At 54.5% G+C, this 21,434-nt stretch carries 16 protein-coding genes and 1 tRNA gene; 16 read left to right on the plus strand and 1 reads right to left on the minus strand.

Annotated elements, in window-relative coordinates; translation table 11 throughout:
- Nucleotides 1-60: 60 nt before the first annotated feature.
- Nucleotides 61-2,622, plus strand: coding sequence for a T9SS type A sorting domain-containing protein (locus tag OEV49_10780; GenBank protein MDH3891557.1), 2,562 nt, complete (start codon nucleotides 61-63; stop codon nucleotides 2,620-2,622).
- A gap of 181 nt (nucleotides 2,623-2,803) precedes the next feature.
- On the plus strand, nucleotides 2,804-3,364 hold the full coding sequence (locus tag OEV49_10785; protein MDH3891558.1) for a DUF3592 domain-containing protein: 561 nt from the start codon (nucleotides 2,804-2,806) through the stop codon (nucleotides 3,362-3,364).
- A gap of 26 nt (nucleotides 3,365-3,390) precedes the next feature.
- Here OEV49_10785 and OEV49_10790 read toward each other — a convergent pair whose 3' ends face one another.
- The gene (locus tag OEV49_10790) at nucleotides 3,391-5,292 is read right to left on the minus strand and encodes a glycosyltransferase family 39 protein (protein ID MDH3891559.1); all 1,902 of its coding nucleotides are present in this window, start codon (nucleotides 5,290-5,292) and stop codon (nucleotides 3,391-3,393) included.
- Between the two features lie 428 nt (nucleotides 5,293-5,720).
- On the opposite strand from OEV49_10790, the gene OEV49_10795 reads away from it, so the two are divergent.
- The 14 genes from OEV49_10795 to argS all read left to right on the plus strand — a co-directional run bounded on the left by OEV49_10795 (nucleotide 5,721) and on the right by argS (nucleotide 21,400).
- Nucleotides 5,721-5,793, plus strand: a tRNA-Thr gene (locus OEV49_10795).
- A gap of 484 nt (nucleotides 5,794-6,277) precedes the next feature.
- Entirely contained in the window at nucleotides 6,278-7,531 is a 1,254-nt protein-coding gene (locus OEV49_10800) for an SPFH domain-containing protein (protein MDH3891560.1), read from the plus strand.
- Nucleotides 7,532-7,562: 31 nt separating this feature from the next.
- Nucleotides 7,563-8,861, plus strand: coding sequence for an SPFH domain-containing protein (locus OEV49_10805; protein MDH3891561.1), 1,299 nt, complete (start codon nucleotides 7,563-7,565; stop codon nucleotides 8,859-8,861).
- Nucleotides 8,862-9,149: 288 nt separating this feature from the next.
- Nucleotides 9,150-10,358 carry a PLP-dependent aminotransferase family protein gene (locus OEV49_10810; GenBank protein MDH3891562.1) on the plus strand — a complete coding sequence of 403 codons (1,209 nt, stop codon included), beginning with the start codon at nucleotides 9,150-9,152 and terminating at the stop codon, nucleotides 10,356-10,358.
- Nucleotides 10,359-10,599: 241 nt separating this feature from the next.
- Nucleotides 10,600-11,439 carry a diaminopimelate epimerase gene (dapF, locus tag OEV49_10815; protein ID MDH3891563.1) on the plus strand — a complete coding sequence of 280 codons (840 nt, stop codon included), beginning with the start codon at nucleotides 10,600-10,602 and terminating at the stop codon, nucleotides 11,437-11,439.
- Nucleotides 11,436-12,899 (plus strand): anthranilate synthase component I, encoded by a 1,464-nt coding sequence (trpE, locus tag OEV49_10820; protein ID MDH3891564.1) that lies wholly within the window; start codon nucleotides 11,436-11,438, stop codon nucleotides 12,897-12,899. Before dapF ends, trpE begins: the two co-directional genes overlap by 4 nt.
- Complete coding sequence (locus tag OEV49_10825; GenBank protein MDH3891565.1) at nucleotides 12,896-13,462, plus strand: aminodeoxychorismate/anthranilate synthase component II; 567 nt, start codon at nucleotides 12,896-12,898, stop codon at nucleotides 13,460-13,462. Before trpE ends, OEV49_10825 begins: the two co-directional genes overlap by 4 nt.
- Nucleotides 13,463-14,473, plus strand: a complete 1,011-nt coding sequence (trpD, locus tag OEV49_10830; GenBank protein MDH3891566.1) for an anthranilate phosphoribosyltransferase — start codon at nucleotides 13,463-13,465, stop codon at nucleotides 14,471-14,473.
- Entirely contained in the window at nucleotides 14,473-15,798 is a 1,326-nt protein-coding gene (locus OEV49_10835) for an MFS transporter (GenBank protein MDH3891567.1), read from the plus strand. Before trpD ends, OEV49_10835 begins: the two co-directional genes overlap by 1 nt.
- Nucleotides 15,795-16,574: an indole-3-glycerol phosphate synthase TrpC gene (gene trpC, locus OEV49_10840; protein ID MDH3891568.1), complete on the plus strand. Its 780-nt coding sequence runs from the start codon at nucleotides 15,795-15,797 to the stop codon at nucleotides 16,572-16,574. The genes OEV49_10835 and trpC overlap by 4 nt, the downstream gene beginning before the upstream one ends.
- Nucleotides 16,571-17,206 carry a phosphoribosylanthranilate isomerase gene (locus OEV49_10845; GenBank protein ID MDH3891569.1) on the plus strand — a complete coding sequence of 212 codons (636 nt, stop codon included), beginning with the start codon at nucleotides 16,571-16,573 and terminating at the stop codon, nucleotides 17,204-17,206. Before trpC ends, OEV49_10845 begins: the two co-directional genes overlap by 4 nt.
- Nucleotides 17,196-18,404 carry a tryptophan synthase subunit beta gene (trpB, locus tag OEV49_10850; protein MDH3891570.1) on the plus strand — a complete coding sequence of 403 codons (1,209 nt, stop codon included), beginning with the start codon at nucleotides 17,196-17,198 and terminating at the stop codon, nucleotides 18,402-18,404. Before OEV49_10845 ends, trpB begins: the two co-directional genes overlap by 11 nt.
- Nucleotides 18,401-19,186 carry a tryptophan synthase subunit alpha gene (trpA, locus tag OEV49_10855; protein MDH3891571.1) on the plus strand — a complete coding sequence of 262 codons (786 nt, stop codon included), beginning with the start codon at nucleotides 18,401-18,403 and terminating at the stop codon, nucleotides 19,184-19,186. The genes trpB and trpA overlap by 4 nt, the downstream gene beginning before the upstream one ends.
- 405 nt (nucleotides 19,187-19,591) lie before the next feature.
- Nucleotides 19,592-21,400, plus strand: a complete 1,809-nt coding sequence (gene argS, locus OEV49_10860) for an arginine--tRNA ligase (GenBank protein ID MDH3891572.1) — start codon at nucleotides 19,592-19,594, stop codon at nucleotides 21,398-21,400.
- Nucleotides 21,401-21,434: the final 34 nt, after the last annotated feature.

A 21,434-nucleotide genomic window follows, 5' to 3' on the forward strand; every position in this document is an offset into this window, starting at 1 on the left:
TTGATTGCACATTTTTATTCTGATTGCGCGAAAACAAAAGACGATATGAGGTATTCACCTATGCGACGCATCCTTATAATTCTGTTGGGGCTGTGCTTTACGTTTTCGACAACCGCTATTGCCCAGGGTAACGGTAGTGCGGTTACTTTAGACGCTGTCGACGGTTTATATGACGGCAATATCCCGATCAATATCCCGGGATGGGTTGTCTTCCATTTTGGATATACTAATGGTGACGGCGCCAATAAGGCCAAGGGCATCACCAACGGTTTCGAATTGTGCGCCAGCGGCGGCGCCACCTGGACCCCCGGCCCCTATGGCGACGAATTCCCCTGGGGTCCGGCCGGCAATGTTTTCGACCTTGTCTGGTCGATGAACGAATTCAGTTGGGACGGCCAGGGCTGCGATACTATCGGTTTCGGTGGATCGGTCATGCTCGGTCCGGGCCTGCCGCCTGGCTTCTCCGGGCCTGCAGTTTACATGTCTGTCGACTTCAGCACCGGCGGCGGAATAGACGGCGAGACTTTCTGCATCGACTCATGTTATTATCCTCCCAGCGGCACTTGGATGTGGGCTTATGGTTCGACCGTTGGCAGTTTCCCGCCCTCCTGGGGCGGTCCTCACTGCTGGAACCTCTTTGAGGTCCACCATCATCCGCCGGAATTCATCAATCCGATCCTCCTTGCCGGAGGGGACCACTGCGATCCCATTGTACTGCAATACTCCGCTGTGGATTACGAAGGTGATCAAATCGTCTTCTCGGTGGAAGCCGGTGTTGGTTCAATTGACCCTAACAGCGGTGTGTATACCTACACACCTACCCTGGCCGACGTGGGAGCGAATATCCTGGCTACAATCGGTGTCAATTCCGTACCCGCCTATGGCGGCCCCAACACCGTCGTATTGACCATGAACTTCACCAACGAGGCGCCAACCATCGTCTGTGACCCGGGCGCGGTTCCGATCGGCGCCGGCCGTACTGGAAGAGCCGGTTTCACGATTGACGATGTCGACTGCGACCCCTCCACCGTCTATATCGGTAGCATCACCCCGACACCTCTCGGCAACATCTACATCGACGGCAATGAAGTCGTATTTGAAACCGATCCGGATGACGCCTTGGCTGGGACGAGCTTTACGGTCGAAGTTTGCGTCACTGATGGCTTGGATGCAAGCTGCTGTGAGGTTGTGTTTGACATACTCTGCTGCGGTGGCATGGAAGTTAAGATCGAAAAGACTCACAACTCCTACCAGGGTCAGCATGAGGTTGTCGACATCACTTTGGAAGAGATCCCTGTTGACATGGGCGGATTCGATTTTCTGATGGCATACGACGCCTCGGCCCTGGGTCTACAATCGGCTATTCCCGGCCCGGCCTTCTATGATCCGGCTCCGGACGGTTGCGGTTGGGAGTATTTCAGTTTCCGATTCGGACCGTTCGGCAATTGCGGCAACGCCTGTCCCAGCGGTATGGTGCGTGTCTTTGGCATGGCCGAAACCAACAACGGTCCCAACCATCCTGCATGTTTCATGCCGGATTCGCTGCCGGCCACTTTGTTCACACTGGACTTCCTTGTCAGCAACGACCGGACTCTGGAATGTCAATACGCGCCGATACAGTTCTTCTGGACGGATTGCGGCGACAACTCCGTATCGTCGGTGGACGGTGAGGTGCTGTATGTTTCCGATCACATTTACGAATTCGAGGGCACCGATATCACCGATCCATATTTCGGATTCCCAACCTACTTCGGCGTGCAGTCTGAATGTCTCAATCCTGACCCGGATAAACCCACTGTGGTCAATTTTATCGATTTCATTAACGGCGGTGTCGACATAGTTTGCGCCGACTCGATAGATGACCGTGGAGACATCAACCTCAACGGCGTTGTCAATGAAGTAGCCGATGCCGTGCTGTACAGCAACTACTTTGTGCAAGGTATCTCCGTCTTCAACGTCAATGTCGACGGACAGATTGCAGCCTCCGATGTCAACGCCGACGGCATCACGCTGTCGGTGGCCGACTTAGTCTATCAGATTCGTATCATTACCGGCGACGCTCCGCCGTATCCGAAGGTTGGTTCGGAACTCGCCGTCTACGCCTACGAGAACGGCGTGATGTCCATCGACCTGATGATGGGCGCTGCCTTCATCGTGCTGGAGGGTGAGGTTCATCCTCGCTTGCTGGCTGAGAATATGGAAATGAACTACGCTTTCGATGGTCTGAACACCCGTGTGCTGGTTTCCAAAGTCGAACGCGGCGCCGGTTTCGAGGGTGACTTCCTGGCCTTTGACGCTCGAATAGTCAGCTTCGATGGGGCCACCTATGACGGCGCTCCGGTTGCCGCCAAGATCGTGCCGACCAGCTACCAGTTGCATCAGAACTACCCCAACCCGTTCAACCCTAACACGACGATGTCTTTTGGGCTTCCGTATGGTGGTGACTACAGCATCTCCATTTACAACGTATCGGGGCAAACGGTTGCTTCTTTCTCGGGATCAGCTGAGCCGGGTACGGTCTCGATTGACTGGGATGCTTCGGCACAGGCGTCGGGTGTTTACTTCTACAAGCTCGACACCGATGACTTCACCGATACCAAAAAGATGGTGCTGCTGAAGTAGGTTCGCTGCCGGGCGCATTCCCGGGTCGATCAAAAACTACAATCCGCTGTCCGTTACTCGGGCAGCGGATTTCTTTTGACTGTCCAGCTATGAAGGGGGTCGATGGTGTGGTCCGGCTCACAATATCGCTTGCGTTCGCCATTCATCATGTCAATATTCGTTCAACTGAATGGAGGCATACATGCACTACTGGGGCATGGTTGTTCTGGCCTTTCTATCGGCCATAGTTGCGGCCGGGAGAATGAAACAGAAACAGTCCGGTCGTCTTCCTTCCATCGCACGGAAGTGGAAAGTGGTCAGTCTTTTGGTGATGCACGTTGGCGTGTTGCTGGTAATATGGATGACTGGCGAGATCATACAGATCAACCAGACGGCAAACTGGCCTACCCAAACGGGTCATATAATCGAGGCGGTCATCGGAGGCGGGCGAGCCTACCGTCCGGAAGTAAGATATCGATACACCGTCAACAACCAGGTGTATACAGGTGAATCGAGCCTGAACGCTCCCGGCTTTGGCGGTAAGCGCAAGAGATATGATGCGGCCAGCAGTTTGATCGAACAATTTCAGCCGGGCGACTCGGTCATTGTCTTTTATAATCCGGAACAACCATCGGAGTCCACCCTTTCGACGGTGCCGACCTGGGATGTCTTTGTCAAGCTGGTGTGTGGAGTCTTCGTCTTTGTGATTGGACTCTATGTGACACTTCTTCCCAGGCGAACTAAAACCACCGGTTCAATCTAATACTTGGGCAAGTGTGGCGACGTGCCTTACGGTGTCGGTGCGTGGTCTTGCATTTGCTTCAGTGCCTCTCTGGCATCGACATTGCCGGGGTTTAGTTCAAGACTCTGTCGAAGCGACTGAACCGCCTCGTCGATGAGTCCCGCTTCGGCTAACGCGCCGCCTAATTTGAAATGCACCATATCGTTTAGGGGATGTCGCATCGCCGCATACTTGAGTGTGTTCACAGCTTCGAGAGGTTGACCGGTTTCGAGGTATCCGGTGGCCATATTCAGATAGTTGTCCAGGTAGGTCGGGTCGGCTTTGACACCTCGGTAGAAGTGCATATTTGCCTCACGAATCTTGTTGCGCCGGGTGCTGATCAAACCGAGGTTGTTGTGCGCCGCGGCCAGGGTGGAATCTGCTGCCAGCGCCTGCTTATACTTGAGTTCGGCGGCAGCCAAATTGTTCTCGGCGAGGTAAGCGTTGCCTATAACGTAGTGATCTTCGGCAGCGATACGGTTGACGTCAAGTCCGAGGGCGTCATGGTTTGATTCGATCAGCAAGAGCGCCAGCATGAAAAAGGCAAGAGCCAGATTCTTGCCTTGACGCTTTCTGATAAACTCGATGATTCGTGACACCCCGTAGACAGCGAATAGAATCATGAACGGCAACATCGGTTGTCTGAACCGGGCGCAGACAAAAAAGAGCAGCAAGGTCGCCAGATAGGCTGAGATTACGAGGTAGACCAACAGAAATCGCCGCCAATGGGCCAGGGACAGTACGAGTCCGACGGCAGCCAACGGCGCCAATAGGCCGTAGGGGAAGTAGACTGACTTCGTGAAGAGCAGAGGTTGCATCACCGGAGAAAGCTGGCGAGCGAGGTAGATGTTTTGATTATTAGGTATCTCATAGCCGTTTAGGAACAGGCGCAGTTTTCGCAACAACAAGCCTGCGAATGTCGAAGGATGGTTTTTGATCTCCTGCCAGGCGGCTGAGTACCAAAAATCGGACACTTCGGATCGTTTCAACGTGCGGCCTTCGGTTTGCTCGGCCATCACAATTGCCTCCTTGTAGCCGCCTTCCCAGGTGGGATCGATCCCCGGTATCGTCGCCGACCAGCCGGATGCTTGCTGGTTGTTGCCGATGAAGAAATTGAAACCACCCTGCCAGGCAATTAAGACCGGGTCATCGGCCACGATATAGTTGCGCACAGTCACCGGCAGTACGACCAGGAAGGCGCAGGCTCCGATCAGAAAAAAGCGCACCAGAGCCGGTTTCGTCCCCAGTTGTGGTTTGAGTATCCACCATATCCAAATCGCGAGCAGCGGACCGAGCAACAGAATGTTGGGTCGGGCCAGACCGGTCACGCCCAGAAAGATACCGGCCAGCACGAAGCCAAGCAGTTTCTGAGGTCGTTCATCGCACCTGTACAATTGCAGGACTAACAAACAGGTCAAGAGTGTCATCATTGAGGTGATCAGCAGTGCACTGTCGTAATAAATGAAAGTAGGCCAAAGCGCAGTCACGGCGGCAGCCCAGTAAGCAATCCGGCGGTTGAACAAGCGAAGACCGAATAGGTAGACGAACAAAGGCAAGAGCGAGCCGAGGATGATTTGCAGCAACCGAACCGCATAGTGGGAGTCGTTAGTGATACCGAGAAGCAGAGCCAATACGTGCGGATAAAGTGGCGCTCGATAGAATGGCTCGTGCGGAAGGCCTTCGGGGGAATTGATTTGCTGCGCCAGGTGCAAGTGATACTTCTCATCCATAATCGGTTGCCGCGAAGTAGGGGAGGAGTAGATCTGCGAGAGGTAGACTACACGGACCGTGAGCGCGAGGGCAAAGATCAACAGCGGCGCCAACCAGGCGCGGTGGCGGGTCCAGAATGTGTTGACGGTATCGTCGATCATGCGTTTATGATAGCGAATTGTCTTTAGTTGGCAACCCATAAAGTGGCAAGCCACGTTTTTCGCGCTTCGCGGCGATAAATCACTTCATGGTGCTTCGCGCCTTTGTAACCTCACCTTGAGCTACCCACCAACCTCACCCTGAGCGGAGTCGAAGGGTGAACTTCTGGGTGGCACCCTCGAAGCTGCTTTGGGCATGATTCTTCTCTGGTTTCAATCCCGCCCCAAACAAGGTTTGAGGCGGTCACCCGAAATCGAAGACTGGATTCCGGGTCAAAGCCCGGAATGACGGAGCCCGGGCTGTTGCGGTTCTCCGATCAATTGCGCCGATGCTTCGACCGCGCTCATGCTTCGACTCCGCTCAGCATGAGGTTATAGACGCGCGCAGCGCGAGAAGGCGATTTATCGCCTTTTTCTTGACAGAATGGGCTGGCCCGACTATCATGGCAGCCGACATATTCGATGTATAAGCCACCGTAGCTCAGTTGGTAGAGCAACTGATTCGTAATCAGTAGGTCAGCAGTTCGACTCTGCTCGGTGGCTCTTTTTTGTGGGTGCCGTCATGCGATTTGCCAGACTGTCCTTGTGCCGTCATGCGATCCAGCGTGACGGCTCTTGGTAGGTCAGAAGCCCGCGCGCTCCTGACAAAACGTGGCGCGAGTAAGTGACTTATCATCCCCAAACCGGGTTTGATGGTGCCACCCGGATGCGAGAGACCCCACGTGGCACGGGGTATCGGGCGGGTCGCTCAACGCCACCCCCGAATAAAACCTCGTTCAACATACCCCATTGTCCAAGTTGAATAAACCTCCCCTGTCAGCGTATACAAAAGGCTGCGATAGCAATGGCCGGACAACTGTTCGAGGCCATGAATTCGGAAATCGTGGAAGTCGCTTGCCTTGAGCCGGCCGGAAGCATAGCTTAGTGCATAAGCCAAACTATAATCAAGTCGGACGCAAATCATGGAAGAAATCAGTGTTCATAAAACGCTCCGAAGAAATCGTCCTTTGAATGGAGGAATTGCACTATGCAGGAAGTAAACATCCCCAACCTGAGCAATCTACCAATTGCCAGGATCATCCGATTCGTCGCTATCGGCGCAGGCGTGATTCTCGCGATCTGGATTGTTTACACCTTGTTTGGAAAGAACGATGCCGGGTACTACCAGGTCAGGCAGGATATCATTACCGGTGAGCTATCGGTAAAACGCGACTTCGGTATTTACTACAACGGCCTCAAGAAAGTAACCACCTACCAGATCGAATCGAGCTACACGTTCAGCAATGATCGATCTGATGAAAACGTGATCGGTGAAGCGATCGAGGTTCGGTTCAATGACGGCGGTATCGGACGCATCTCCGGCGACTTCCGGTTTCGACTGCCGGCCAATGACGAGGATATGCTCAGACTGCATCAGGAATTTGGAACCGGACGCGAGTTGATGAACGAGTTGTACATCCAGGGGGTGAAGCAGTCGGTGTACAATACATCATTACTGATGTCTTCTGAGGAATCCTACACGAACAAGTCGCTCTTCCCACAGTGGACGTTAGACCAATTGCAGGCGGGAGTATACAAAACAGAAGAGTACTTAGTCGACATGGTCGACGAAATCACCAAGGAAATCGAGACGCGCAAGGCGGTGCGGATACATCGTGATGAACACGGGAATCCTATTCGCAACGAGCCGGTTCTGAACCATTATGGGATCACGATCTCGCAGGCGACCATCCGCGAACCCGAATACGACAAGAACATCCTCGGCCTGATTCGCGAAAAACGCAGCTTTGAGGTGGCTATCACCATTGCCGAAGCTGACGCTGAGAAGGCCTCGCAGGAGAAGCTGACAGTCATTCAGGATGGTAAGAAACGGGTGACGGAGGCTGAATACAGTGCCCGTAAAGTCATGCAAAAGGCAATCGAGGAGGCGCGTAAGGACAAGACGGTAGCCCTGACCGTTGCCACTAAGGGACTGATCGTGGCCGAGCAAGATTTCCTGGCTGAGAAGAGCAAAGCCGACGGCCTCATCGCGCAGGCAAGGGGTGAAGCTGACAAACGCAAGAAGATCAAGGAAGCAGATAACGCCCTGGTGATGCGCACGGAAGCCTTCGAGGTGGTGATGGGATACTATAAGAACGCTTTCACCAAGATATCCTGGTCGCCCCGAATCGCAACTTCGGGTGCAGCCTACGGCGAGAACGGTCTGCCGTCGGCGCTGGAGTCTTATCTGAAGATTGCAGAAGTAGTTCGCAAAGATCTCAATCTTGATTTGACGTTCTAATCGTTGTCAGAAAGCAAAAAGGAATTAGATCATGACTGATATAAACCAAGAAAACGCTGACAGCTTCGAACCTACTGAGATACCGGTGCAGAAAAAGTCGACGATGTTCAAGATTGCAGCGATTGGCGGTGCTGTGCTGCTCGTTTTGATCCTCATACTCGGGGACAAGCTGGTCGAAAATAACGATGCTCCGTTCATCAAAATCAAACAGGCGCTCGATGGTACCCTTACCGTTCGCACCGAGCCGGGTATCTTTTGGCAGGGTTTCGGTGACATCACCAAGTATAGCAAATCGGAGATTATTTGGTTTTCAAGAGAACTGCACGAAGGTCTGACCCGTGATCAGTCTATCCAGGTGCGCTATCGAGATGGTGGAAATGCGTACATCAGCGGCAGTATCAGATACGTGCTTCCATACGACCAATCCAATGCGCAGGACTTAATGGTCGGACTGCACAAGGCGTATCGAAATCAGGATAACTTTGTAGACCGTGCGATCCAGCGTCTGCTGTTTGAGACTATCCAGCAGAGCGCCGGGTTTTTCACATCTGAGGAATCGTACACGACTCACAAATCCACCTATGCCAACTATGTTCGTGATCAGATTATGAACGGCGTGTACGAAGTAGCACAGGTGACCGATACGACCATTCGCCCCGGAGGTGAATTAAAGATTCTCCCGAGGAATATCATTCGCCGCGATGAAAACGGCGAGATGATGCGCAAAGCCAATCCTCTGGCCAAGTACGGTGTGTCGATCACAAATGTTACAATCTACGACCCCATCTACGAGGAAGATATCCAGAGCCAGATCGCGCAGCGACTCAACTCCAAAATGCAGGTGATCGTGGCCAGATCCGAGGCCAGCCTGAGGACCCAGGAGCAGATCACCATGAAAGCTCAGGGTGAGCGTGATGTTGAAATCGAACGGTACACCCAGCTTGTGATCAACATGCGAGAGGAACTTGAAGCCGAGCAAGACAAGTCGGTTCAGACCATCTTGTCGCAGATGCGCGCCGAAGCAGCCGAGGTGAACAAGCGGGCCCAGGAGTGGAATGGCAAGGCGGAAAAAGAACGCGGGCGCGGGATGGCAACTTCCAAACGTCTGCTGCAAGCGGCCGATAAGAACCTCGATATAAAAATGCAAGCAGTGATGGTGAAGCACAAAGCTATCGCCGATGCCCTGGCGGCCGGTAAGAATATTCTGCCGGAGATAATTTTCAGCGAAGGCTCCGGAGGTGGCAACACTCTCATCGAGGCGATGGGTATCAACGCCCTGCAAGAGATGTCCGACCGGCAGAAGACTAAAGCGTCCGGCGGGGGGAAGTAGTATCGAATAGCTTGACCGCCTGGTTCGGCGCCAGGTGGTCAGTGGTTACTTTTTAGATGGCTGTGGTAATCAGGACTATCGGGGTGTTCATAACTCGATTTGTTTTGCAGGATTTCAGCCACGCACCTTTTTTCATGAAATCTTGTCGGTTTTAATTGAATTGTGACGCGCCGTTGGGTATAATCCAGCGTAAGAAAGATAGAGAATCTAAAGGCTGGAATGATGAAACAGAACATCATCCAGCGTTATAACCCCGCGGAAGCGGGGCGTTAGGGAAAGGGAACCCCAATGGTGGTTGCACAAAAAAATAATGTCAATACCGATCGCTGGCCGATATCGCCACAGATCAAGGGTCTAAAGTCATCGATTCTGAGAGAGATCCTCAAGACCTCTTCGCAGCCGGGCGTAATCTCCTTCGCGGGTGGTCTGCCTGCGCCGGAACTGTTTCCGCTTGACGATATCAAGCTGGCCATGGACCAGGCCATGACCAAATATGGCGGCGATACCACCCAGTACTCGTTGACGCTGGGTATCCCCATGTTGCGCGAATTGCTGGCACAACGGGCCAGCGCGCGTCACACCGAGACTGCGGTTGAGAACATAATCGTCACAGCGGGGGGACAGCAGGCCTTGGAGTTGGTCGGACGCACTTTTGTCACGCCGGGTCAGTACGTGCTCTGTGAGTATCCGACATACGTCGGCGCCCTTCAGGTGTTCAACGCCTACCAGGCCAAGTATGCGCCGGTGGCCATGGACCACGACGGTATGATTATCGATGAGGTCGAAGAGAAGATTAAGAAATATCGTCCCACCGTCATTTACACAGTATCCAATTTCCAAAACCCGACCGGTATCACGTTGTCGCTCGAACGGCGCCACGCCTTGATCGAATTGGCGACGCGCTATGAGATTCCGATTGTCGACGACAATCCGTATGGCGACATCCGATTTGCCGGTGACCCCATTCCGACTCTTAAGTCCATAGGTGGTGACGCTGTGATTGCCGTGCGCACTTTCTCCAAAACAATGGCGCCGGGCTTCCGGGTAGGCTGGCTCAATGGACCTAAGGATATTATACCGTACTTCGAAAGAGCCAAACAGGCGATTGATCTGCACACCAACACGCTCAACCAGTATATCATTCACGAGTATGTGGCTGCCGGTAAACTGGAGCCACACATCGAACTGATCAAGTCTGATTACGTTGTCAAGCGCGACCTCATGATGCGTTCGCTGAACGAGTTCTTCCCCGAAGGTTGCACCTGGACTAACCCTGAAGGCGGCTTGTTCCTGTGGGTCGAGTTACCCCGGCACCTGTCGGCCAAGAGCCTCCTGCCGCAAGCTATCGAGAGAAAAGTGGCCTATGTGTATGGCGAACCGTTCTTCCCGGACGGCAGCGGCGACCACACTTTGCGCCTGAATTTCTCCAACGCCAGCCACGAAAACATTGTTGAGGGTATAAAAAGGCTGGGACAGCTGTTCACCGAGAACTTGTAGCTGGGAGTTGTAAGCTCCCAGTAGGTGTCAGGACCCTTGCGGTCCTGACAATTGCGTCAGGTCCGTAAAGGACCTGACCCACAAGAATCGTTTGTCGATTTCCATCATCGCGTAGGGGGCGGCCCTGTGTCGCTCCACTGCAAGTCACCCTTTGTCCGCGCTCAGGGCGACACCGTTCCGTTTATAGCCTGCATGCCACTTTTTCCTTTGATCCGCACGTAACCGGCCTTATTTATGGTGCATGAAAATTCCGTTCGTCAAGTACCACGCCCTGGCCAACGACTTTCTCGTAATTGAAGCCGCACAAGTCCGTGTGCCCAAAGCACGGTTGGGCCGTTTGGCTCGTACAATCTGTAACCGACGTAGCGGGGTAGGCGCCGACGGTATTCTGTTTCTGTCTACGTATCGCGGAAATCGCCGGGTCGATGTGTACAATGCCGATGGTTCCTGGGCGGAGAAATCCGGCAACGGACTGAGAATTGCCGCCATGCACGAATACTTGAAAAATAGGCGGCGGCGACGGTTCGAAATCATAATGAACGATCAGATGCATCAGGCCCAGGTTCTGGAGGGTTTCGACAACGGTGCGTTGATTACCACGCAACTCGGTTCGCCGACTTTCGAAACCAAGCGGATTCCGATGAAAGGCAAACGGCGGGTGATGATCAATGCACCTTTGAAGGTAGGCGGAGTCCAGTTCCCGGTAACTTGTTTGGCCGTCGGTAACCCGCATGCGGTTCTGCCGGTCGATGATTTCGACTTTGATTGGCAGACCCTGGGGGCGGAGATCGAAACTCACCCGTCCTTTCCGCGCGGAACCAATGTGGAATTCGTGCGGGTAGTTTCTCGCAGGAGGATCGACCTGGCTGACTGGGAAAGAGGCGCCGGGGCCACCGGTTCTTCCGGGACCGGGGCGGCGGCCGCGGTGTGCGCGATGGTCATGTTGGGAGCGGTCGAGCGAGAGTGTGCCGTTTATTTCGACACCGGCAATCTGAAAGTTCATTGGCGCCGTGAATCCGACCTTATCGAATTGACCGGTCCGGTCGATTACATTGCCAAAGGAGAGTTCGTGTCGCCATGATAACTTTGGCCGAAGTACGTAAGTTTGGCAAGAAGGGAAACGTGATCCCCGTGTACAGCCGCATCCCGGCCGACATGGATACGCCGGTATCAGCCTTTATCAAACTGGCCGGGGGCAAGAAAGATTCGTTCCTGTTGGAATCAATCGAGGGAGCCGAGAAACTGGCTCGATATTCATTTGTCGGATTCGAGCCTTTTCTGGTGGTGGAAGGTGACGGTGAGAAGGTAACACTTCGACAGGGACAGAAAGTCCAGCGGGTTGAGGCCGATCCGCTCGATTTTGTCAAACAGCTTTTCTCAGTATATAAGCCGGTCAAGGTTGAGGAACTTCCTCGCTTCACCGGGGGTGCGGTCGGGTATCTTTCCTACGACACCGTTCGCTGGCTGGAGAAGCTTCCCGACGACAATCCGGCTGAGATAGATTTGCCGATGATGCGATTCGCGCTATACGACAAGATCATAGCCTTCGATCATTTGAGGCAGGAGATATTGATAATAGTCAACGTCCTGCACAACACCGGTGAGCCCGGTCTGAAGAAGAAGTACGATGCGGCCATCGACACGATTGAACGTCTGACGCAGAAGCTGCAAACCAGCACCAGCCGAACCCGACAGGCAAAAGTCGCCGGCGGTACCGTGGTGCCGCATTACGAGCAACCCGAGTTCGAGAAAATGGTGCGACGCGCTAAGATGCACATACGAGAGGGAGATATCTTCCAAGTGGTGTTATCTCAGCGCTGGCACGTTGATTCGCCGTGTTCGTCGCTGGACGTCTACCGGCGGCTGCGGCGAATCAACCCTTCGCCGTACATGTTCCTTTTGAATTTCGGCAGAAACGCCGTGATCGGTGCTTCACCGGAGATGCTGGTACGTGTGGAAAGAGGCGGGATAGAAACGCGACCGATAGCCGGTACCCGCCCGCGCGGCAAAGATGAACGAGCTGACGAAAAGATGATTGCGGATTTGCTGGCCGACCCAAAGGAGGTGGCCGAGCATACCATGCTTCTGGACCTCGGTCGCAACGATCTGGGTCGGGTGAGTCGCGCCGGATCGGTAACCGTGCGGGAACAGATGGTGATCGAAAAATATTCCCATGTAATCCATCTGGTCAGTTCGGTCGTTGGTGCTTTGAAGAAAGGGGTGAGCCCGGTGGATGGTCATTCGGCCTGCTTCCCGGCCGGGACGGTTTCCGGTGCGCCCAAGATTCGGGCTATGGAGATCATCGACGAACTGGAGAAAGAGCGGCGAGGTATCTACGCAGGATCGATAGCCTATCTTGATTTTTGGGGCAATCTCGATTCCTGTATTGCCATTCGCACCATTGTCAAAAAGAACAAACGGTTCTACGTACAGGCCGGTGCGGGTATCGTGGCCGATTCCAAACCCGCCCGTGAGTTTCGTGAAACCGAAGCCAAGGCGCGAGCGCTCATAGAAGCCATTGTTGGAGGTGACTCGGCGTGATTCTGCTCCTGGACAATTATGACTCTTTCACCTATAATCTGTTGCAGTATCTGGCCGAACTTGGCGCCCAGGTGCAAGTGTTTCGCAACGATGCAATCACCGTCAAAAAAGTGCAGCGCATGAAGCCCGAGGGCATCGTTCTGTCGCCGGGACCGGGTCGTCCCGAGAACTCCGGTATCATGAACGACCTGGTGGCCAGCATGGCCGGAACGACACCGATACTGGGGGTCTGTCTGGGGCATCAGTCTATCGCACAGGTTTACGGTAGCAAAATCACCTACGCGCCGCGCTTGATGCACGGCAAGACATCGGAGATTCATCATAATCAGGCCACTCTGTTTAAGGGTCTGCCGTCGCCCTTCGTGGCCACGCGCTACCATTCGTTGATGATCGACGTTGACAGTTTGCCGGATGAATTGAAATTGACGGCGTGGACGGACTCGGGCGTGGTGATGGGCATTGAGCACGAAAAGATACCTCTCTACGGTGTGCAGTTTCATCCCGAATCGATTCTGACTCGCTGCGGCATGGACCTGCTTAAGAACTTCCTGGAGAGTCTGTAAATGTTGAAACCACATTTGCAGAAGGTGCTCACCGGTGCCCACCTTTCGATGCACGAAGCTTCCCAAGCCCTGGATACTATCATGGATGGTCAAGCTACGCCGGCTCAGATTGCCGGTTTGCTCATCGCGCTCAAGCAGAAAGGTGAGACGGCCGATGAAGTGGCCGGGTTTGTGACGTCTATGCGTCAACATGCCGTTCGAATAACGCTTAACGACCCGGCGGCGGTCGATGGTTGCGGTACCGGTGGTGATGGCGCCCACACTTTCAACATCTCGACAGCCGCAGCCATAGTGACGGCGGCTGCGGGCGTAACGGTGGCCAAGCACGGTAATCGTTCGATTAGTTCCAAGTGTGGCTCGGCCGATTTGCTGGAAGCGGCCGGTGGAAACATCGACCCCGGTCCTGAGACCGTTCAGAGCAATATCAATCAAGTCGCGTTTGGATTCATGTTTGCGCCCAAGTTTCACCCGGCTATGAAGCATGCCGCCGGTCCCCGCAAGGAGTTGGGCATTCGCACGGTTTTCAATATCCTGGGACCGATGTCGAATCCGGCCGGTGTCAAACGGCAGGTCATAGGCGTTTACGACCAGACACTGATGCCGCTGTTTGCCGATGTTCTTGAAATGACCGGTTCCGAGCACGTCATCATCGCCCATGCCCGCGACGGGTTGGACGAGTTTTCGGTGGTCGCACCGACCGACTATATTGAGCTGCGTGGTGGTGAACGCTCGCGAAACGTCCTCGAACCGGAGCAGGTTGGACTTGTGAACCATGAACCCGATTCGCTGCGAGGTGGCGACGCCGCCCAAAACGCATCTATGCTGAGTCGGTTGCTCACGGGTGAACCGTCAGCTTGTCGTGACGCGGTGGTCCTAAACGCCGGGGCGATGATTTACGTTGGTGGGAAATCTGTTTCTATCGCTGAAGGTGTCGCCCGAGCGCAATCTGTAATAGACAACGGTAGTGCGCGCAGTGCTTTCGACGCCTGGCTCCGGGCTTCCAACACCTGATGACAACGGTCCCACCGCCAAGCGATCCGTCCGGTAGCTCTCTTTCGGTTGCAGCTCGTGTTCGCCGTGGCGTGGCAGATTACTCCCATCATCTGGGGTTGTTCAGTCGCAACGCCCGTTTGTACCTTTTCGGTTCTTTTCTTATGGGCATCAATTTCCAGGTGTTCATGCTACTGTTAAATCTACTATTGAAAGAAATCGGCTACGTGGAAGGTGACATCGGGCTGGTTGCATCTTCGCGTGCCGTCGGCATGTCGGTGATAGCCATACCGGCCGGGATACTGTTGAGTCGAGTACGGTTGAAACCGATCCTGATGGCCAGTTGTGTGCTGTTTGCGTTTTTCTCCTATTTCATGGCCTCCGTACAACAACTGGCTTTGCTCCTTTGCTTTTCGACTCTGAGTGGGATGGCCTTTTCGTTCTACCGGGTGGCGGCCGGACCGTTCTACATGCGCAACTCGACACCCACCGAGCGCACCCATCTTTTCTCATTTTCTTTCGGCACCAATCTGCTGGCCGGGATAATGGGAGCAGCCGGCGCCGGGCGTCTGGCGGCCATGATTGGCGAACGATCCGGCGATATGATCTGGGGTTACCAATGCACGCTGTATATCGGTATTGGTGTAAGTCTGCTGGCTTTGATACCGTTCATGTTGATCAGATCGGCTCCACCATCCAAAGAGGAAAATCGAATAACCCTTACGCGGGCGCAGTTTCGCAAACGAGGACGTTTCTACGGGAAAGTGTTCGCCACCAATTTCATGATCGGAATGGGGGCGGGTCTGATCATCCCGTTTTTGAATTTGTATTTTCGTGATCGATTCAACCTTGCGCCGGACACCATCGGACTGTACTACTCTATAGTGCACGGTTCGATGCTGATCGGGTCGCTGGCCGGGCCGGTGCTGGTGAAACGCCTGGGCCTGGTGCGCACGGTGGTGATAACTCAGGTTTTATCGATACCGTTTATGGCGGTATTGTCGTATACATTCTGGTTACCGCTGGCTTTTGTGGCCTTCGTGCTGCGCGGCGGTCTGATGAACCTGGGTGTGCCGCTGGTGACCAACCTTGGCATGGAACTGGCGGAGAAAGAAGAACAAGGCCTCACAGGAGCCCTTCTGATGGTTGGATGGACCTCATCGTGGATGGTGTCCACAGCTGTTGGAGGATGGTTGATCGAGCATTATGGATACACTCTCACCATGAACCTGACCATCGCTGTATATTTGCTTTCGACGGGCATCTTTTTCTGGATGTTCCGCCGGGCCGAAGTCAAAAACGGCAACGGTCGCGGATGGCAGTTTGTTCGCGAGGTGTCGGCATGAGAGACATACTGGAGGAGATAGCTGCCAACAAAAGGCTGGAAGTTGAAGTACTTAAAAGCCAGTTACCGATCACAACTCTGGAACAAGAGATAGGTGCCAGAGGGACAAACGCCTTCCGCAACGCACTTGCAGAGCCCTCAGCAATTCACATTATCGCTGAAATGAAAAAGGGTTCGCCCTCGCGCGGCCTGATAGCGCCCGACTTTGATCCGGCAGCGCTGGCCGACAAATATCACCAGGGGGGAGCCGCAGCCCTGTCTGTGTTGACCGAGAACAAATACTTCTATGGACGGTACGAGCACATTGCGCTGGCGGCCGACTTGACCGCGTTGCCCGTACTGTGCAAAGATTTCGTAGTCGATCCCTATCAACTTTATCATGCCGCGTATATTGGCGCCGCTGCAGTGCTGCTCATAGTTCGTTTGCACTCGATCGAGTCGCTGAGAGAACTGATAGGTCTGGCCGAGCATTTGGGGCTGGACTGTTTGGTTGAGACGCACAACGAGGAAGAAGTTGCGGTGGCGCTGGAGGCCGGGGCGACGATCATCGGGGTCAATAATCGCAATCTCTCAGATTTTACGGTCGACCTGGCCGTGTCCGAATGGCTGGCCCCACTCATACCGGACGAAGTCATCAAAGTGTCCGAGTCGGGTATCTTCGAAGCCGCTGACATCGTGCGGCTCAGACAGGCCGATTACACACGATTCCTGATCGGAGAAGCACTGGTGCGCGCCGCCGATCCGGTCCGGCTTCTGCAAACTTTGAGGTCGGCATGACCTCATTTCGAGTCAAGGTATGCGGTATCACTCGCCCCGGGGATGGCCTCATGGCGACCGAGGTGGGTGCAGAACTGATCGGGATGATCTTCTATCGTCGCTCGCCCAGGTTCGTTCAGCCACATGAGGCCGAGGCGATTATTAGTGAGCTTCCTCGAGCCGTGGCGCGGGTCGGTGTGTTTGTCGACGAGCCGGTTCAGTCGCTGCTGGAATTGGCCGTTCGTCTTGACTTGGATTATGTCCAGTTGCACGGTAATGAAAGCGACGACCAGATTGATCAGGTTCGTCGAGAAGGGTTTGAGGTTATCAAGGCATTCCGTATCCTTGGTTTGGCCGACTGGGAGAGTCTCTACTCAAGTAGCGCCGATCTGGTGATGGTCGACAATGCCACGGCCGAACTAAAAGGGGGGACCGGACGGACTTTTGATTGGTCTATCGAGCCGCCGCGACCGGTGACGAACTTGGTTTTATCCGGCGGGTTGACGGTCGATAATATAGAAGATGGTGTCGCTCGCTTCGATCCGGCCATCGTAGATGTGAATTCCGGGGTGGAATCGTCGCCCGGTGTCAAGTCGAAGGCCATGTTGATCGAGTTTATGGGAAAGTGTGATAGAATCAGAAATGCGAAATAAGAAACAGGCAGTTCCAGATTCAAGAGGCCGGTTCGGCGAGTTCGGTGGTCGCTATGTGCCGGAGACGGTCATGTATGCACTGGATGAATTGACGCAGTGTTACCGAAAGATAAAGCGGCAAGCGGCTTTCAAAAAAGATTTGAAGGAATTGTTGAGCACCTACGTGGGACGCCCTTCGCCACTTTACTTTGCCGCGCGACTTACCGAGCACCTGGGGGGAGGACCTCGCGTGTATTTCAAGCGGGAAGACCTGAATCACACCGGTGCGCATAAGATCAACAACACCATCGGTCAGATACTGCTGGCCCGTTACATGGGGAAGAAGCGAATCATTGCCGAGACAGGCGCCGGTCAGCACGGTTTGGCCACGGCCACAGTTTGCGCCAGGTTTGGCCTGGAGTGTGTGATCTATATGGGCGCCGAGGATATCGAACGGCAGGCGCCCAATGTCGACAAAATGCGGCTGTTGGGTGCGCGGGTGATCCCGGTGGAATCCGGATCGCAGACGCTCAAGGATGCTACCAGCGAAGCCCTGCGCGATTGGGTGACCAACGTGCGCAGTACGTTTTATATTATCGGGTCAGTGGTCGGTCCGCACCCGTATCCGATGATTGTTCGCGACTTTCAGGCGGTCATCGGGCGTGAGGCGAAAAATCAATGTCTGAAGCAACTGAAACGACTGCCGCATGCGATCATTGCCTGTGTCGGTGGCGGCTCCAACGCCATTGGTATCTGGGAGCCGTTTCTCCATGAGACGAAAGTCAAGCTGATCGGTGTTGAAGCGGCCGGGTATGGCGTGAACTCAGGCCGTCATGCCGCCACTCTCATGAAGGGCCGACCGGGGGTGCTGCATGGCTCGTACAGTTTTTTGATTTACGACCATGACGGTCAGATCGTCCTGCCGCATTCGGTGTCGGCCGGTCTGGATTATCCCGGCGTGGGTCCACAGCATTCGCACCTGAAGCAAAGCGGTCGTGTGACCTATGAGTCGGCTACCGACAAACAAGCTGTCGCCGCGTTCAAGCTTACATCGCGGCTGGAAGGAATCATCCCGGCGCTGGAATCATCGCACGCCATTGCCTGGCTGGTGAAACATGCCGGTAGTTTCAGAAAGAGCCAGACTGTTCTGATCTGTCTGTCAGGCCGGGGCGATAAAGACATGGGCATCATCTCCGATTGGGGGAGGATCGCACCATGAATCGGGTCGCTGAAGTCGCTGCCGGGACTCGCCCGGAAAAACTGTTGGTGCCGTTCTTTACAGTCGGCTATCCCGACCTGAAGACGACCATCGCGCTGGCTCGGTCAGCCGCGGATGCCGGGGCTGACATTATAGAACTGGGTATGCCGTTTTCCGATCCTCTGGCCGATGGACCCCAGATTCAACATTCGTCACAGGCTGCCCTGGACAACGGGATTGGTTTGCGCTCCGTTCTGGACAGCGTGCGGAAACTCAGGCGACATGTCAGTGTGCCGCTGGTGCTGATGGGTTACTACAATCCTCTGTTGGCCTACGGCGAAGATAGATTCCTCAAGGCTGCCGCCACCGCCGGCGTGGACGGATTTATAATTCCCGATCTGCCGGTGGAAGAAGGGGCCGGGTTCAAAACCAAGGTCGAGTCTGGCGGCATGTCGTCTCTATTCCTGGTGGCGCCGACTTCGTCGCCTCAACGAATTCGTATGATAGACAAAAACTCGACCGACCTGGTCTATGCTGTCACCGTCACAGGAGTCACCGGCGTTGGGCGTAGTTTTTCAGCCGATACCGACCGATACCTGCGCTCCCTGAAAAAGAGTTTGAGCAAGCGGTTCGTGGCCGGGTTCGGCGTGTCATCGGCTGAGTCGGCCCGCCGTCTGACCAGGTATGCCGACGGCGTCGTGATCGGGTCGGCGCTGGTCAAGATTATCCGCGAGGCGTCAAACCGAAAGGGTTGCGTTCGTCAGGTCAGCCGGTTCCTGGGCGATATCAGACGTGCCCTCTGAGTCTTCGTAGGTCAGGACCCTTTGTGGTCCTGACACGGTCAAGCCGTGTTTCTCAAGGTTCGGCGGGTCCACGCCGCCGCGCGCAGGCTTCGACTGCGCTCAGCATGACATGGTATTGTTGCGGTGGGTCTTGTCCGCCGCGGCGGACGCCAGCGAATCGGTGTGACCCGCCGCCGCCGTGTAACAGTTAGTTGCGTGTCGGGTCATTCTTCCGTTGGCATGGAATCCAGACCCGATACAACGCCACGGGGATTTCTCAAGACCACAATCCCTGAAGACTCGGCCATCACAAGGTGCGGGCGATCGGTCAATAATACGTTTTGACTTTCCCTTTTCAATCGGATATCTTGGCCGCTTACCCGGGCCTTGACTCTATTGTGCTTTCAGACATGGCCTGAGAAAGGGTTGGATTTGAGTTCGGATCGGTTCAAACAAGAATTCGCAGCAGCAACAGTCCAGGCATTTCGCACGGTCTATCCAGAGGTGTACGCATCATCCGGTGATACGCAGGTGTTCAACACCGACTTTGTCCTGGAGAACATCGAGAAACCGAAAGACCCAACCATGGGTCGATTTGCTTTTCCTGTTTTCCGTTACGGCAAACTTCTGGGCGACAAACCACCCGCGATTTCCGGAACTGTCTCCACCGAGTTGAACGCGAATCTGGCAGAATCATCGGCGCTGACGACCCTTAGCATCGGTGGCTTCATCAATGCAAAGGTGGAGCCTTCAATTCAAGCGCGCGAGACAATTGGTCAGATCCTCGATCAGGGATCGCACTATGGCGATTCGGATGTCGGTCAAGGCCGCAAGTATCTCATTGAATACTGCTCGGCCAATATTGCCAAGCCTTATGGTGTCGGTCATCTGCGCTCGACGATAATCGGCAACTCACTCAGGCGGGTCCACAAGAAACTCGGTTACGATGCAATCGGCATAAACTACCTGGGCGACTGGGGGACACAGTTCGGCAAAATGATCGTGGCTTATCGTCGCTGGGGTCAGGGTCTCGATCTGGGCGAAGATGCCGTCAAGCAACTCCTTGACCTGTATGTACGTTTTCACGATGAAGCGAAATCGGACCCTTCGCTGGATGATGAAGCGCGTTTGGCATTCCGGCAACTTGAGGATGCCGAGCCAGAAGCAGTACAATTGTGGGAGAGGTTCAAGGAAATCTCGCTGGCCGAGTTTGATCGTATCCATACCATGCTTGGTGTGGAGTTCGATATAATCACCGGCGAGTCGTTTTTGAACGACAAGATGGAAGCGGTTATCGAGCGATTGCAAAAAGCCGGGCTGACCGAGTTGTCGCAAGGCGCCCTGGTTGTGCAAATAGATGATCCCAACCTGCCTCCTTGTTTGCTCAAGAAAGGGGACGGCGCCACCCTGTACGCCACCCGTGATCTGGCCGGGCTGGTCTATCGCTGGGAAACATATCGTTTTCACGAGTCGCTGTACGTGGTGGGTTCGGCCCAGGCCGACCATTTCAAACAGGCGTTCAAAGTGATCTCGATGCTCGAAGAGGCCGAGGGTATGGATGCATCCGAACGCATGACCGGACGGGTCAAACACATTGACTTCGGCTGGGTAAAGTTCGAAGGCGGGGCCATGGCCACGCGGTCCGGGAATATTATTTTCCTCGAAGATGTCACCGACCGGGCAGTTGCACTGGCCCGTGAAAAGATACTTGAAAAAAACCCGACCCTGGAATCTATCGACCACACCGCTCATCAAATTGGAGTTGGCGCGGTGATCTTCTCTCAGTTTTCGGTGCGCCGTCAGAAGGATGTCAATTTCGTCTGGAAGGAAGTTCTCAGTTTCGAGGGTGAGACCGGTCCGTATCTGCAATACACGCACGCTCGCCTGAGTTCGTTGTTGCGCAAGTACGGTTCGGAGGTCACCGAAGATATCGACGTATCGCTGCTCGGTGGGGCGGAGGAACAGCGCGTTGTTGAAATCCTGGCCGATTTTCCGTCGATAGTTGAAGATACCGCGCGCACCTACGATCCGCACCTGATCGCTGCCTATCTGTTGAAGGCGTCCGCCGCCTTTAACAAGGTCTATCAACGCAAGTCCGAAGATGGACGGATCGACAAGATAATTTCTGAAGATCGAAGACTTTCAGCAGCCCGCATGGCCCTGGTCAAAGCGGTGAAAACTGTGCTCGGCGAGGGCCTCTATCTGTTGGGTATCGACGCCCCGGAGGAGATGTGATGATCGGAGGGTCGGCTGGTTGCCCAGGAAAGTT

The sequence above is a fragment of the Candidatus Zixiibacteriota bacterium genome, from assembly GCA_029860345.1.
Taxonomy (GTDB): domain Bacteria; phylum Zixibacteria; class MSB-5A5; order GN15; family FEB-12; genus JAJRTA01.

What these genes read in the sequence shown, in the direction of transcription:
- trpC (MDH3891568.1), top strand. Translation starts at nt 15,795, where the DNA reads ATGAGAGACATACTGGAGGAGATAGCTGCCAACAAAAGGCTGGAAGTT.
- OEV49_10810 (MDH3891562.1), top strand. Translation starts at nt 9,150, where the DNA reads ATGGTGGTTGCACAAAAAAATAATGTCAATACCGATCGCTGGCCGATA.
- OEV49_10800 (MDH3891560.1), top strand. Translation starts at nt 6,278, where the DNA reads ATGCAGGAAGTAAACATCCCCAACCTGAGCAATCTACCAATTGCCAGG.
- trpB (MDH3891570.1), top strand. Translation starts at nt 17,196, where the DNA reads ATGCGAAATAAGAAACAGGCAGTTCCAGATTCAAGAGGCCGGTTCGGC.
- OEV49_10835 (MDH3891567.1), top strand. Translation starts at nt 14,473, where the DNA reads ATGACAACGGTCCCACCGCCAAGCGATCCGTCCGGTAGCTCTCTTTCG.
- dapF (MDH3891563.1), top strand. Translation starts at nt 10,600, where the DNA reads ATGAAAATTCCGTTCGTCAAGTACCACGCCCTGGCCAACGACTTTCTC.
- OEV49_10780 (MDH3891557.1), top strand. Translation starts at nt 61, where the DNA reads ATGCGACGCATCCTTATAATTCTGTTGGGGCTGTGCTTTACGTTTTCG.
- OEV49_10790 (MDH3891559.1), bottom strand. Translation starts at nt 5,292, where the DNA reads ATGGGTTGCCAACTAAAGACAATTCGCTATCATAAACGCATGATCGAC.
- OEV49_10785 (MDH3891558.1), top strand. Translation starts at nt 2,804, where the DNA reads ATGCACTACTGGGGCATGGTTGTTCTGGCCTTTCTATCGGCCATAGTT.
- trpE (MDH3891564.1), top strand. Translation starts at nt 11,436, where the DNA reads ATGATAACTTTGGCCGAAGTACGTAAGTTTGGCAAGAAGGGAAACGTG.
- trpA (MDH3891571.1), top strand. Translation starts at nt 18,401, where the DNA reads ATGAATCGGGTCGCTGAAGTCGCTGCCGGGACTCGCCCGGAAAAACTG.
- OEV49_10845 (MDH3891569.1), top strand. Translation starts at nt 16,571, where the DNA reads ATGACCTCATTTCGAGTCAAGGTATGCGGTATCACTCGCCCCGGGGAT.
- OEV49_10805 (MDH3891561.1), top strand. Translation starts at nt 7,563, where the DNA reads ATGACTGATATAAACCAAGAAAACGCTGACAGCTTCGAACCTACTGAG.
- trpD (MDH3891566.1), top strand. Translation starts at nt 13,463, where the DNA reads ATGTTGAAACCACATTTGCAGAAGGTGCTCACCGGTGCCCACCTTTCG.